This window comes from Lachnospiraceae bacterium JLR.KK008, assembly GCA_037015955.1.
Taxonomy (GTDB): Bacteria; Bacillota; Clostridia; order Lachnospirales; family Lachnospiraceae; genus VSOB01.
On the sequence record CP143548.1, the window covers coordinates 2,306,755 to 2,320,515 of the forward strand.

Annotated in this window: 16 protein-coding genes; 3 read left to right on the plus strand and 13 right to left on the minus strand. The window is 50.5% G+C overall.

Annotated elements, in window-relative coordinates; all coding sequences use genetic code 11:
- Positions 1 to 42 precede the first annotated feature (42 nt).
- From V1224_11520 to V1224_11530, 3 genes are all read right to left on the minus strand, one after another.
- Positions 43 to 324: a hypothetical protein gene (locus tag V1224_11520; protein WWR15108.1), complete on the minus strand. Its 282-nt coding sequence runs from the start codon at positions 322 to 324 to the stop codon at positions 43 to 45.
- 13 nt (positions 325 to 337) lie between these two features.
- Positions 338 to 901, minus strand: a complete 564-nt coding sequence (locus tag V1224_11525; GenBank protein ID WWR15109.1) for a TetR/AcrR family transcriptional regulator C-terminal domain-containing protein — start codon at positions 899 to 901, stop codon at positions 338 to 340.
- A gap of 82 nt (positions 902 to 983) precedes the next feature.
- Complete coding sequence (locus V1224_11530) at positions 984 to 1,235, minus strand: hypothetical protein (GenBank protein ID WWR15110.1); 252 nt, start codon at positions 1,233 to 1,235, stop codon at positions 984 to 986.
- 146 nt (positions 1,236 to 1,381) lie between these two features.
- Here V1224_11530 and V1224_11535 point away from each other — a divergent pair, with 146 nt between their 5' ends.
- Positions 1,382 to 1,687, plus strand: a complete 306-nt coding sequence (locus V1224_11535; protein WWR15111.1) for a helix-turn-helix transcriptional regulator — start codon at positions 1,382 to 1,384, stop codon at positions 1,685 to 1,687.
- Here V1224_11535 and V1224_11540 read toward each other — a convergent pair whose 3' ends face one another.
- The 6 genes from V1224_11540 to V1224_11565 form a co-directional block, all read right to left on the minus strand.
- Positions 1,688 to 3,247 carry a fused MFS/spermidine synthase gene (locus V1224_11540; protein ID WWR15112.1) on the minus strand — a complete coding sequence of 520 codons (1,560 nt, stop codon included), beginning with the start codon at positions 3,245 to 3,247 and terminating at the stop codon, positions 1,688 to 1,690.
- 128 nt (positions 3,248 to 3,375) lie between these two features.
- Positions 3,376 to 4,068, minus strand: a complete 693-nt coding sequence (locus tag V1224_11545; GenBank protein ID WWR15113.1) for a DNA alkylation repair protein — start codon at positions 4,066 to 4,068, stop codon at positions 3,376 to 3,378.
- A 15-nt stretch (positions 4,069 to 4,083) separates the two neighbouring features.
- Complete coding sequence (locus tag V1224_11550; protein WWR15114.1) at positions 4,084 to 5,394, minus strand: O-acetylhomoserine aminocarboxypropyltransferase/cysteine synthase family protein; 1,311 nt, start codon at positions 5,392 to 5,394, stop codon at positions 4,084 to 4,086.
- A gap of 125 nt (positions 5,395 to 5,519) precedes the next feature.
- Positions 5,520 to 6,452, minus strand: a complete 933-nt coding sequence (cysK, locus tag V1224_11555) for a cysteine synthase A (GenBank protein ID WWR15115.1) — start codon at positions 6,450 to 6,452, stop codon at positions 5,520 to 5,522.
- 129 nt (positions 6,453 to 6,581) lie between these two features.
- Complete coding sequence (locus tag V1224_11560) at positions 6,582 to 8,435, minus strand: ABC transporter ATP-binding protein (GenBank protein WWR15116.1); 1,854 nt, start codon at positions 8,433 to 8,435, stop codon at positions 6,582 to 6,584.
- Positions 8,435 to 10,168 (minus strand): ABC transporter ATP-binding protein, encoded by a 1,734-nt coding sequence (locus V1224_11565; protein ID WWR15117.1) that lies wholly within the window; start codon positions 10,166 to 10,168, stop codon positions 8,435 to 8,437. Before V1224_11565 ends, V1224_11560 begins: the two co-directional genes overlap by 1 nt.
- Positions 10,169 to 10,597: 429 nt before the next feature.
- Between V1224_11565 and V1224_11570 the strand changes: the two genes are divergently transcribed.
- Positions 10,598 to 11,182 carry an ECF transporter S component gene (locus V1224_11570; GenBank protein ID WWR17476.1) on the plus strand — a complete coding sequence of 195 codons (585 nt, stop codon included), beginning with the start codon at positions 10,598 to 10,600 and terminating at the stop codon, positions 11,180 to 11,182.
- Positions 11,183 to 11,198: 16 nt separating this feature from the next.
- Here V1224_11570 and V1224_11575 read toward each other — a convergent pair whose 3' ends face one another.
- From V1224_11575 to V1224_11590, 4 genes are read right to left on the minus strand one after another with little or no spacing between them, the layout of a single operon-like run.
- Positions 11,199 to 11,396: a PspC domain-containing protein gene (locus V1224_11575; protein WWR15118.1), complete on the minus strand. Its 198-nt coding sequence runs from the start codon at positions 11,394 to 11,396 to the stop codon at positions 11,199 to 11,201.
- A complete protein-coding gene (locus tag V1224_11580) occupies positions 11,389 to 11,565 on the minus strand; it encodes a hypothetical protein (GenBank protein WWR15119.1) in 177 nt (58 codons plus the stop codon). Before V1224_11580 ends, V1224_11575 begins: the two co-directional genes overlap by 8 nt.
- A gap of 6 nt (positions 11,566 to 11,571) precedes the next feature.
- Positions 11,572 to 12,279, minus strand: coding sequence for a hypothetical protein (locus V1224_11585; GenBank protein WWR15120.1), 708 nt, complete (start codon positions 12,277 to 12,279; stop codon positions 11,572 to 11,574).
- Complete coding sequence (locus V1224_11590; protein ID WWR15121.1) at positions 12,276 to 12,599, minus strand: PadR family transcriptional regulator; 324 nt, start codon at positions 12,597 to 12,599, stop codon at positions 12,276 to 12,278. The genes V1224_11585 and V1224_11590 overlap by 4 nt, the downstream gene beginning before the upstream one ends.
- Before the next feature lie 241 nt (positions 12,600 to 12,840).
- Here V1224_11590 and V1224_11595 point away from each other — a divergent pair, with 241 nt between their 5' ends.
- Positions 12,841 to 13,761 carry a pyridoxamine kinase gene (locus V1224_11595; protein WWR15122.1) on the plus strand — a complete coding sequence of 307 codons (921 nt, stop codon included), beginning with the start codon at positions 12,841 to 12,843 and terminating at the stop codon, positions 13,759 to 13,761.

Sequence of the window (13,761 nt, forward strand, 5' to 3'; positions counted from 1 at the left end):
AAGGGGCGTATGTGTAACCGTTTACACATACGCCCTTCTTTGTTATTCTCCCTTGCCGACAGCTGCGATCTGTTCCCGCAGCGCATCCGCACCGCTTCTTGCATCACGGATCGCCCTGCATTTGTCTGCAAATTCAGTATTCTCCTCATCTTTATGCGCTTCATACCATGCCCTGCCGATCTCCCGGTAATTCTGATCGATGACTTCCTCACAGGTGTGAAGCAGATTTTTCAGTCTCGTGAGTTCCGCCAGTTCTTTGGCCTTTCTGCTGATCCCCTGTCCGGTCTCCGACACCGTTCTTTCCAGTTTGTCAAAAAAATTCATACCTCATCCTCCTTTATTCCATTTCCCTGATAATCTCATACAGGGAATGGTCTTTGATATAATTAAACAGATCCCGCATCTCCTGCGGAGAGACAATCATCCCATCCCGTATCCAGGCAATAACAATAAATCCCAGAAATTCCGAATAATATCTCGCCAGTGTCTCATGTGACAGGAGCTTATGCCGGGACACCTTGTTATGGGAATATTCCTCAATAAAGTCAAGCAATGTCTCATACAGACTGCTCTTGACAATGCTCTCAAACGAGTTCTGTCCTTCCAGCCGGTAAACCTTCCCATAAAACTCTCTGTCTTTCAACATCTGCACAAAGATCAGCACAACCGCATCATCCAGCATATCATTCTGTATCATCGGTTTCACAGGCGCAATCACTTCTGACTTAAAAATATGCTCCAACAACTGGTATTTATCCTGAAAATGATTGTAAAAAGTAGGGCGGATAACCCCGGCGCCCTCGGCAATCTCCTGGATCGTAATCTTTTTTACCGGCATACTGACCGCCAGTGCTTTAAAGCTCTCCACGAGCTTTTTTTCCACGTTTTCTTTCCTGCGCATATTTTCCAGCCTTTCTTACTATCAGGGTAACAAAAAAGCCTTGTTTACACAAGGCTTTTTTCAAGACATTGCCGACTGCATATCAATCGTTTTTCAATGTTTCCTCTCCGTGAATCTGCTGTATCACATAACCAACGACTTCCTCTGGCGCAGGTATCTTTCCTTCCGGTGCCATCTTCCGGCGCCAGTCTGGCATTCCAGCGACACCTTCCGGAAAGCCATGACAGGCAGCCGCAATGGCAGTCTGTATCTCTGCTTTTACTTCCGCAACACTCACACCGTTCTTACGGGCGATCTCCTGATAAATCCCGGTCATGTCCATACGCAATCCCATCCTTCCTTCCCTCTTCTGCCGCAAAATCCATATGATACCGCATTATAGGGAATTATATTCTCTACGTCAATACCTTTTGATAATTCAATTCCATAGAAATTGGTAAATTATGGAATACAATGATAGAAAAGGATGGATAAGCAACAATGGAAAAATTTTTTTGGCAGAGGCTCGCGCAGCTGCGCAGCCAGAAAGGTGTATCCGCAAGAGATATGAGTCTGTCGCTTGGACAGAGTGAAAGTTATATCAATAAAATCGAAAACGGTAAAGCGCTGCCATCCATGCAGGCGTTCTTTTACATCTGTGACTATCTCGGTATTTCGCCGCGCGATTTCTTTGACGAAACCAACAGCGATCCGGTTGCCATTGAAGCCCTGACCAAAGACCTCAAAGGCCTGTCGGAGAGTCAGATCGCCAGCGTCGCCAGTATCGTGAAAGAGTTGAAGGGGTGATCACAACCCCTCCAGCAAACCTTCGATTCCTCTTTCTTCGTAGATACCGCGATAATATTCCACCTCATCCCCGATCAAATCGTCGATGACCTGCATCCCCAGCAGTTCCACCGGCGCTTTGTCATCGGTCATCAGATAGTTTCCCGGCTCATAGGCGGTAAGCCCCTCTTCCACCCGATTCATCATCGCCCCCAGCGCCTGATCCGTCACCTGTGCCGCGCCGGCCTGAAATGTCTCCAGTATATCCGGCGCATCCGAGGCAAAGAGTTCCCGGTTGGTCGAGCCGGACACATCGACCGTATATACGCTGGCAAATACATGAGAGATCGTATCCGCCAGATATTGATTGATATTTCCCTCATTTCGACCACGCATATTCATGTTGACAACCATCACGCCGCCTTCATTCAGGTGCTCCTTTACCATCGTGAAAAATTCCACGGATGACATCTGGAAGGGAATCGTAATGTCCTGGTAAGCATCCACCATGATGACATCATATTTGTGGTCGACCGCATTTAAAAAGGCTCTGCCATCGTAAGTCGTCACTTTCATATCTTCCGGCAGCCGGAAATACTTCCGCGCCAGCATCGTGATCTTACTATCGATCTCCACCCCCTCGACTTTCATATCCGGAAAATAACGGCTGCACTGAGTCGCAAAAGTACCGGTACCCATGCCGAGAATGAGCGCCTCTGTCTGCGTCTTTCGGTCGACGCCCGCCATCAGCGGCGCCGCCATGGCATAATCATAGTACATTCCTGTCAGACTGCCGTCTTTTTTCAAAATAGACTGTACCCCAAACAACACATTGGTCGATAAGATGATATTGTCCTCGTCTTCTTTTACCTGCAGATAATTGTAAACAGACTCCCCTTCATATGTCAGATCACTCTCCCAGAAAGCAAAGCTGCCCGAAACACCAAATACGCAACACACAAGAAAAAGCAGAACGCTGACAATGCTCTTCTTCCCCGCCCGCCGCTTATTGATAAAATAAAGAAGCGCCAGCAAAAGCAAAATACCTGCAAACAATAGAAAGGTAATGGACGTACCGACTGCCGGTATCGTCACAAAGGTAGGCAGAAAAGTCCCAAGTATGCTGCCAATCGTATTGAAAGCGCCCAGCGCACCCACTGTCTTACCATTGTCATCCAGGCTGTCCACCGTATATTTGGCGAGCGAAGGCGTCACCGTCCCCAACAGAAAAAGAGGAAACACAAAGACAAGCATACAGGCAATAAAAGCCGCCCAGATCAGGTAATTGCTGCTCACCGTAAAGATCAGCGCCGCTGATACGGCAAGAATCACATATTTGCCAAGCACCGGGATAAAGGCGATCCAAATGGCTGCAGTGAGAATACGCCCATACAGCCTGTCCGGATTGGGGTCCCGGTCCGACACCCGCCCGCCATAAATATTTCCAAGCGCCATGGCGATCATAATCGTACCGATAATAATCGTCCAGACGATCTGCGAAGAACTGAAATAAGGCGCCAGCAGTCTGCTGGCACCCAGTTCCACCGCCATCACTGACATACCCGCAAAAAATTCGGTCATATACAAATATAACTTATTGGATAATATATTATTTTCTTTCATGAATTACTCTTTCTGTCTCAACACTCTGCACCGCTGCATTTCCTGCGCCGAAGTATCGTTCTCCGCCTCCATTGACAGGCAGGCGCTTATTTTATCCGCAGCATCCGCAGATCATCTTTCTGCTCCCTCGTAATGCGGCTGCTCTCAACCGACTTCTGGATCGCCTTATTGTGGGTCCATGGCGCCAGACGCTGTTCCTTTATATAAGGAAGAATCTGTTCATATTGTTTTGCCAATGCAGTGGCAAAATACCAGGCGACCATCATGTTCACATAATACTCTTCTGAACGGATGGCTGCTACCAGATCCGGATATGCCGTATCAAATGCCTCATCGAGGTAAAAGCGCATCAGCATACCAACGCCAAACCGCACCGTATACGTATGTCCGCTGGAAATCCATTGCCTGATCTGTGTCAACAGATCAGGCAGATGTCTCTGAAAGATTTTCGGACACACAAGATCACAGGTCGCCCAGTTGTCCACATACGGCAAGAACCGTTCCAAATGAGCGACACATGTGTCATAATCCTTCATCCCTTCTATGAGAAAGCCATGCAGATTGTTTTCCTCATAATACCGGTGCGGCAAAATCTGCAAAAATTCCGCCGCTTCCGGCGTCCTCGCGAACTGCCTGGCGTACTTTCGAAGCTGCGGCGTCCGTACCCCGATGATCGTCTCTTTCTCCACTGTCGGTATCAGTTTGCTGTGAAACTCCCGGTATGGAATATCCTGCATCGAAAACAACGCTTCTCTCACTATCTGCGCTACGTCTGTCATCGTCTCCTCCTGCCGTCAACGGATCGCTTTGAAGGCTTCCTCCAGATCCTGAATGATGTCATCGATATGCTCCGTGCCAATCGAAAGCCGGATCGTGTTCGGCCGGATGCCTTGCTCCTCCAGCTCCTGTTCGGTGCACTGCCCATGGGTCGTCGTCGCCGGATGAATGACAAGCGATTTTACATCCGCAACATTGGCAAGCAGTGAAAACAGTTCCAGATGATCAATAAAATCCTTCGCCGTCTGACCGTCTCCCCTGATCTCAAACGTAAAGATTGAGCCGCCACCGTTAGGGAAATACTTCTCATACAGCGCCTTCTGTCTCTCATCGTCCGTGGCTGCCGGATGATGGACTTCCTCCACCTGCGGATGGTCTTTCAGATATTTTACGACCTGCAGCGCATTTTCCACATGGCGTTCCACACGCAGTGATAAAGTCTCCAGTCCCTGCAGGAAGAAGAACGCATGGAACGGCGAAATACACGCCCCCGTATCACGCAGAAGGAGCGCACGAATCTTGGCCACAAACGCCGCCGGCCCTGCCGCTTCCGTAAATTTCACGCCATGATAGCTGGGATTGGGTTCGGTCAGAGACGGAAATCTGCCGGAAGCCTCCCAGTCAAAATTCCCCCCATCCACAATGACACCGCCGATGGTCGTGCCATGCCCGCCGATAAACTTCGTGGCCGAATGAACGACAATATCAGCGCCATAGTCAATCGGCCGTACCAGATAAGGCGTGGCAAACGTATTGTCCACAACAAGGGGAACCCCATGCGCATGTGCGATCGCGGCAATGGCCTCAATATCCACGACATCGGAATTGGGATTGCCAAGCGTCTCGATAAATACAGCCTTGGTATTGTCCCTGATGGCCGCTTCCACTTCTTTCTCATCAAATATATTGACAAATGTCGTCTCAATGCCAAAATCCGGGAGCGAATGCGCCAGCAGATTATAAGTGCCCCCATAAATATTGGTAGCGGAAACAATATGATCGCCCTTTTTAGCCAGATTTTCAAACGTGTACGCAATGGCTGCCGCCCCGGAGGCAACTGCCAGCGCCGCTACACCACCTTCCAGCGCCGCAATCCTTTTCTCAAAAACTTCCTGCGTCGGATTGGTCAGACGACCGTAAATGTTGCCTTCCTCCGAGAGCGCGAACCGCGCCGCCGCATGATCACAGCTGTGAAATACATAGGAAGAAGTCTGATAGATCGGTACGGCCCTGGCATCCGTCACCGGGTCCGGTTTCTCCTGCCCCGCATGAAGCTGTAGTGTCTCAAATCGAAATGCTCTGTTTTCTCTTGTAATTTTCTCGCTCATAAGTCTCTCCCTTTTCCATGGCCGGAAATCAGTTCCCTGTTCTCAGCACTTTTTCTATTAATGATTCTATAATGATACAAGCGGAATGTCAAAAGGTGTTATTTAATAGGATACCCCCAGGGATATTACTCCGTAAACAGAGGCGTGGAGTAATATCGATCACCCGTATCCGGAAGCAGAGCGACGATCGTCTTCCCTTTATTTTCCGGTCGTCTCGCAAGAACCATCGCCGCATGAAGAGCCGCACCGGAAGAGATTCCCACCAGTACGCCCTCTTTCCTGGCCAGCAGCTTCGCCGCCGCAAAGGCGTCATCATTGTCCACTTTGATGATCTCGTCATATATTTCCGTATTCAGCACTTCCGGGACAAACCCGGCGCCAATACCCTGTATCTTATGCGGACCTCCTTTTCCCTCCGAGAGAAATGGAGACGCGGAAGGCTCCACAGCCACGATCCGTACCTCCGGTTTCTGTCTCTTCAGATATTCTCCCGCCCCGGTGAGTGTGCCGCCGGTGCCGACACCGGCCACAAAAAGATCGACTGCGCCGTCCGTATCTTCCCAGATCTCCGGTCCTGTCGTCTCCCTGTGGATCGCCGGATTGGCCGGATTAACGAACTGTCCCGGAAGATAGCTGCCCGGAATCTCCCGTGCCAGCTCCTCCGCCTTCTCGATAGCACCCTTCATGCCCCTGGCTCCATCCGTCAGCACAAGCTCCGCCCCGTAGGCTTTCAGAATATTTCGTCTCTCCACGCTCATCGTCTCCGGCATTGTCAGAATGATCCGGTATCCTTTGGCGGCAGCGATAGAAGCAAGGCCGATCCCCGTATTGCCGGAAGTCGGCTCGATGATGACTGAGCCTTCCTTTAACTCTCCGCTTTCCTCCGCCTTCTCGATCATCGCCTTCGCTATCCGGTCCTTTACGCTCCCAGCCGGATTCAGATATTCCAGCTTAATGAGCAGCACAGCTTCCAACCCAAGCGCCCGTTCCACATTGACCGCCTCCACAAGCGGCGTATTGCCGATCAGTCCCAATGTTCCTTTATAAATACTTGCCATTTTATTCATTCCCTCCAATTCCTATTGATTAAGTATGATTATAGTATTACACCATTTTTTTCCGGTTGTCAATAAAATTCCGTAGAAAATATTTTGCGAGATTAAAATGAAAGCTGAAGCAGGCCATGCCTATTCCAGCTCACTGAGTCCGGTATACAATTCGTAATATCTGCCCTTTTGCTCCAGCAGTTTGTCATGGTCACCGCGCTCGATGATTTCACCATTCTCGAGGACGATGATCGCGTTGGCATTGCGGACGGTAGAGAGTCTGTGGGCGATGACAAGCGTCGTGCGCTCTGCCATCAGACGGTCCATCCCCTGCTCGATATGCTTCTCGGTCCTCGTATCGACCGAGCTGGTCGCTTCATCTAGGATCAGGATCGGCGCCCGGGACACCGCCGCCCGGGCAATGTTCAGAAGCTGCCTCTGTCCCTGGCTCAGATTGGCGCCGTCGCCTTCCAGCACTGTGTCATAGCCATGCTCCAGGCGCATAATGAAGGAGTGGGCGCTTGCCGTCTTCGCCGCCTGGACAACTTCCTCGTCCGTGGCATCCATGCGTCCATAGCGGATATTGTCCATGACCGTACCCGCAAACAGATGCGTATCCTGCAATACCATCGCCACATTCCTGCGCAGGGAATCCCGGCCGATGTCTCTGACATCCACAGCATCGATCGTGATACTGCCACTGTCTATGTCATAAAAACGATTGATCAGATTGGTGATCGTCGTCTTACCCGCTCCGGTAGAGCCGACAAAAGCAATCTTCTGCCCCGGTTTGGCATACAGAGTAATATGCCTGAGGATCGTCCGGTCCGGATGATAGCCAAAGGTCACATCCTGCAGTACGATCTCCGCATGAAATTCCGGCTGCTCTCTCTTAAAGGCATATGTTTCATTGCTCTCCGGCACCTGCCAGCGCCATCTGCCGCCCTCCTCTTCCACAATAGAGAGCACATCGGGCGCATCCGCAGGCTCTTCCGCCTCATCCATGACTGTGAAAACCCGTTCTGCGCCCGCGAGCGCGGAAAAGATCGTATTCATCTGCATCGAAAGCTCATTGATCGGACGGCTGAACTGCCGCGAATAGTTGACAAATACAGTCAGTCCGCCGATGTCAAAGCCTCTGAGCACGCAGAGAAGACCGCCGACCACAGCAGTCAACGTATAGTTGATCTGGCTCATATTGCCCATGACCGGCCCCATCATTCCGCCAAAAAACTGGGCTCCAAGCTGTCTCTCCTGCAACGCCTGATTGTAACGCTCAAAATCAGCGACCGCCTGCTCCTCGTGGCAGAAAACTTTAACCACTTTCTGCCCGGTCACAGTCTCCTCGATATAGCCGTTCAGCTCCCCGAGTGCCGCCTGCTGTGCCTGATAATATTTGCGGCTCCGTCTGGCAACGCTCTGTCCGGCTTTGAGCATCAGCGGCAGCATGACAACGGTCACGATCGTCAGAGAAAGACTAGTATACAACATCAGTGAGAACGTACCGGCAATGCTAATCATTCCCGATATGATCTGCACCAGTGTCTGATTCAGCATCTCGCCCACCGCATCCACATCGTTCGTAAAGCGGCTCATAATATCGCCATGGTGATGGCTGTCAAAATATCGGACCGGCAGACGCTGTGTCTTGGAAAAGAGATCGTCCCTTAATTTCTGCAATGCACCCTGTGCGACTGTGACCATAATCCGCGCCTGAAAATACTGTGAGAGGATACCGGCTGCAAAGATCAGCAGCATCACAAGTACCGACCGGGCCAGAAAATCAATACTTCCCTTCCCGGAAATCAGTCCGTTGATCACAGGCCGCAGCATATACGAGCCTGCCAGGGAAGAAACTGCCGTCACGATCACACAGAAAAAAACAATCGTCAGTTTTCCTTTATCATGCTCCAGATAGGCCGACAGCCTTTTGATCGTCTTTTTCACATTCTGCGGTTTCCCGGTCCTGTGCATTCCTTTGTTCGGTCCCGGCATCAGGCAGTCACCTCCTTCTCCATCTGTGAATCGTAAATTTCCCGGTAAGTGTCACACTGCGCCATCATTTCCGCATGGCTTCCGATACCTGCGATCTTTCCCTCTTCCATCACGATGATCTTGTCCGCATCCATCACCGAAGTGATGCGCTGGGCAATGATGATTTTCGTTGTATCTTTTAACGTTGTCGAAAAGCTCTTTCTGATCTGTGCCTCTGTCGCCGTATCCACCGCACTCGTACTGTCGTCCAGAATCAGTATCTTCGGATGCTTCAAAAGTGCTCTGGCAATGCAGAGCCTCTGTTTCTGCCCGCCGGATACATTGACACCGCCCTGATCGAGCTTCGTCTCATAGCCGTCCGCAAATGTCCCGATAAATCCTGCCGCCTGCGCCGCCGCTGCCGCCTCCTGAATCATATCCTGATCCGCCGTTTCGTCTCCCCAGCGCAGATTTTCGGCGATCGTGCCGGAAAAAAGCACATTTTTTTGCAGCACCATGCTCACACTGTCCCGGAGATGACGCAGAGAATACTCCCGCACATCGATTCCATCCACATAGACACTGCCCTCATCCACGTCATAGAGCCTTGGAATAAGCTGCACAAGACTCGTTTTCCCACAGCCGGTCGAACCAATAATGCCGACCGTCTCTCCCGCTTTGATCTCCAGAGATATGTGGGACAATACTTTTTCCTGGTTCTCTTTATAATAAGAGAAAGAAACATCCTCAAACACAATGTCCCCTCTTGTGATGACCGCGTCTTTCCTGCCGGAACAGTCATCCATCAGATCCACTTCCGTATCCAGCACTTCCGTGATACGTCTGAGGCTGGCGACGGCCCGGCTGCTCTGTAGAAGCACCATGGCCAGCATCATCAGAGACATCAGCACCTGCACAATGTAGGTCGTAAATGCAGTCAGATCGCCGACCGGCATCGTCCCCGCCAGCACCTGCCTGCCGCCCGTCCACACGACCGCCAGTGTCGTAATATTCATGGCCAGCATCATCACCGGCATATTGAGGATCACAACCTTGAAGGCCCGCAGCCCCGATTCCTTCAGGTCTTCGTTGGAAGCTGCGAATTTCTCCTTCTCAAAATCGCTCCTGACAAACGATTTGATGATCCGCACATTTGTCAATGTCTCCTGGATTCTCGAATTGAGCGCATCGATCTTTTTCTGTACAAGATCAAACCGCGGAAAGGCGATCCTGATAATCACCCCGATCGCCGCTGCCAGCGCAGGAATCACAATCAGCAAAATGACCGCCAGACTTGGATTCATGAGAAAGGCCATGATCACCGCTCCGATCAGCATCCCCGGTGCCCGCAGCAAAAGTTTCAAGCCGATCAGGATCACATTCTGCACCTGTGTGATGTCGTTTGTCAGTCTTGTCACAAGGGAACCGGTACTGAACGCATCGACATTCCGAAAAGAAAACTCCTGGACTTTGCGAAATACATCGCTGCGCAGATCTCCTGCGAAATGGATCGCCGCTCTGGCCGCAAAATAAGCGCCGCCGATGCCGCCCAGCATCATGACCAATGCGGTCAACAGCATAACCATTCCCATCCCCACAATATAAGAGACATTGTGCCGCACCGCTCCGATATTGATGATATTGGCCATAAAAGCCGGAAGCAGCACTTCCCCCAGCACCTCTGTCAGCATCAGCACCGGGCAAAGTATAAATGACTTCCAATATGGCTTTACATATTTTAAATATCGTTTCATTCAACAACCTCCTTACCAGCTATCTCTGACGCAGTCCGTTCTGACAGTTCTGAAATCTCCCCGTCGTCCGGCTAAGCAGCAGGTGTTCATCTGCGATGAGCCCCTGTGCATTTGAAAAATGGAGCCATCAAAAATGACTCCATTTCTATGATTGTTTATTTAATTCCTTTTTCCTATAGAAACAAAATTATTATATAACATTACTTCCATATTTTGCAAGCCTTTTTCACACCGGAGCCTTACAATCACAAAAAGGGACAGCAATAATCAGACAGTGACAACCGCACGTTTATCGTGGCAACCGGCTGCAAAATTTCTTGACAGCCGGCAAACTGGCATGGTTAAAAATTCGATCATTGGCTCTTTAAATAATGCCACTTTCGTTTTAATATAGCTGCATACACAATAAACATTACGGAGGAGATCATGATGAAAAACAAAAAAGCCTTTCAAATTGCCTGTACCGGACTGATGGCGGCGCTGTCCTACGTCGTATTTACATTTTTCCAGATCAAGATCACACTGCCCGGCGGCGACGCCACGTCCATCCATCTCGGGAATGCGATATGCGTTCTCGGCGCTCTCATCCTTGGCGGCTTCTACGGCGGCCTTGGCGGCGCCATCGGTATGGCCATCGGTGATCTGTTCGATCCAGTGTACGTCATCTATGTGCCAAAAACACTGATTCTTAAGTTTTGTATCGGTATAATCAGTGGATTTGTCGCACACAGACTGGGGCATATCACATACAGCAGCGACAGAACACATATTTTTCGCTGGACAGTTCTCTCTGGAGCCGCCGGCCTTCTGTTCAACGCTGTCTTCGACCCGCTTTTCGGTTATTTTTATAAACTGCTCATTCTCGGCAAACCGGCGGCGGAACTCGTACTTGCCTATAACATCGCCTCCTCGGCGCTGAATGCCGTCACCTCTCTCATCGTTGCCGTCATCCTCTACATGGCGCTCATGCCCGCGCTCAAAAAAGCCGGACTGTTCATCCACATTGGGGAATGAAGGAGAAAATCCTCTCCTACTCCTCATCCGGTATGATGACTGCCGCGATAAAATAAATCAAAACCGCCATACCCAGGCTGAAAAAGACAAATAAGATCCATAAAAGCCGGATGACTGTGGGGTCCAGCTTCAAATATTCCCCAATACCGCCGCAGACGCCGCACAGCATCCGGCTCGTTTTACTTCTCGTCAGTCTCTTATAATCATTATTCATATTCATTCCCTCCGCAAAATTCAATCCATGTGATCTCTTCTATCTCTCTGAGCGCCTGCGAGGCCGCAGGTACGCCGCCAAACAATCCGCCTACTATCACACACAGCAGACCAACCCCTGCCAGAAGCGCAGACACCGTCAGGGAGACTTTCCAAAAACTGTTTTTCATATCAGATTAAACACCCGCCTTTCTTCTCCTGTGAAACGGTTTTCTGCACAGCTCCACAAACCATCGAAAGACACCAATCACGCATCTGACCGAAAGCCAGCCAAAGAGCAGGGTAATCGCCGCACCGATGGCAGTCAGAATCAGTCCGCTGCCAAACACCACTGCCGCGCCGGGAGGCGTGGAGACTACCAGGATCACACCCAATATCGCAATCGCAATCCCGGCAACGAACAGGGCCAGGCCTGCGAAAAACAGGGCGGCTGCCACTGCTGCCGTACCTGCAAGCACAGTGACGACCACAGCAAGCAAGGCAGCGGCAAGCGGTACACAGATTGGCGCCAACAAAATACAGAGCAGCGCGATCGCAATCCATTTCCATCCGTTGATCCGGCGGCACGTTCTTTTCTTCGGGCCGGAAGCGTCCGCCCGTTCTCCCTGCGCCCGCTGTCCATTTTCTGCCGGACACTGCTTCTGCTCTCCGGTGGAAAATCCTTTTTCCGTAAATTCCCCGCTTTCCATCTTTCCATACATACCGCTTTTGATACTGTGCGCCAGCTCCTGCGGACTGCCCCATTCCCGTATCACCTGCTGTTCATTACCCGGGCCTGCATCGTCCAGATAATCATTATAATATCGAAGCGCCGCCTCTCTCTCTTCCGGCGGAATGTCACAGAGTGCATCGCGAAGCGCCTGCATAAATTCCCTACGATTCATTTTCTGATCCCTCCCTCAAAAATACCTGTGATCTTGGCCGTATATCTTGCCCACTCCCCTTCATACAGATTCAGTTGCGCTCTTCCTCTCTCTGTGATCTTATAGTACCGCCTGTTTCTTCCTCCGTATTCCATGTCGTACACTTCCAGGCATTCGTCCTTCTGCAATCTGCGGAGTACCGGATAAAGTGTGGATTCCGACACATCTATCGCTTCTCTCACTTCCTGCGTGATCTTATAACCATATGTCCCCTGCAGCTCGCGGGACACCACTGCCAACACGATTGCATCTAACAGTGCCGCTCCTGTATTAAATACCATCGCTGTACTCCTTCCAATATTATATCCCATATAATATTATTTCTATCAATACTATATTGTATATAATATTATTTGTCAAGCAGATAATGGCGCTTTTTTGTATTGATCCCAATCCCCTTACAAGTCGCCTTGAAAAAATCTTTTGTTTTGTTTACAATGAATCCAGACGGCGCCGCTTTCGTTGACTATAGCAGACAATCATTCGGCGCCGCCAATCAGAAAAACAGAAAAGAGAAACTTTATGGAACCTTTTATTCACACTGCCATACCCAAAAAGGCAGTTGTCATCAATGACCTGACAGGATTTGGCCGTTGTTCTCTGGCTGTAGTCCTTCCCGTTATGGCCGCTATGCGTGTGCAGGCATGTCCTGTAGCCACCTCGGTCTTTTCCAGTCATATGGGATTTCCTTCTTATTATTATAAGGATCTGACTGACAGCCTTACCCCCTGCTTTGACGAATATGACAAACTGGGGCTTACTTTTGACGGTATTTATTGCGGATTTTTAAATTCTCCCCGTCAGTTTCACAGCATCCGGCATTTTCTGGAACAGGAACGGCAAAAGAATGCTCCCGTGATTCTCATCGATCCGGTCATGGGCGACCACGGCAGGCCATACCGAATCGTCACCGATCAGCTCTGTGAGGAGATGCGCCAGCTCGTCTCCTGCGCCACAATCCTGACCCCGAATCTGACGGAAGCCTGTATGTTGACCGGGATGGTTTATCCACAGGCACCCCCGGATGATTCCTTTTTAGAGGAGATCGCCGGCAGACTGCTCGATCTGGGCGTCTCCAGAATTGCCATCACAGGCATCGTCTGCGGCGGACACGTGACAAATTACTGCGTCGAGAAAGCAGCAGATATGGTGCGCAGCTTTGCCTGCAAAGTTCCCAGCAACGGAGAGTCCCGCCCGGGGACCGGGGATCTGTTTGCCGCCATCCTCACGGCTGATGCCGTCAACGGTGTTCCCTTTGCAGATTCCGTCAAAAAAGCGGCGGACTTTATTCGCACCTGCGTCGACACCTCTGCCCGACTGCAGATTCCGATTCGGGAAGGCGTGGCCTACGAAAATCATCTGTCCATGTTATGGACGCCGCCAGACGCCAGCCAGACCGGAGACAAACCAACACCAGATACGATTACAGAAAGAAGGACCTGA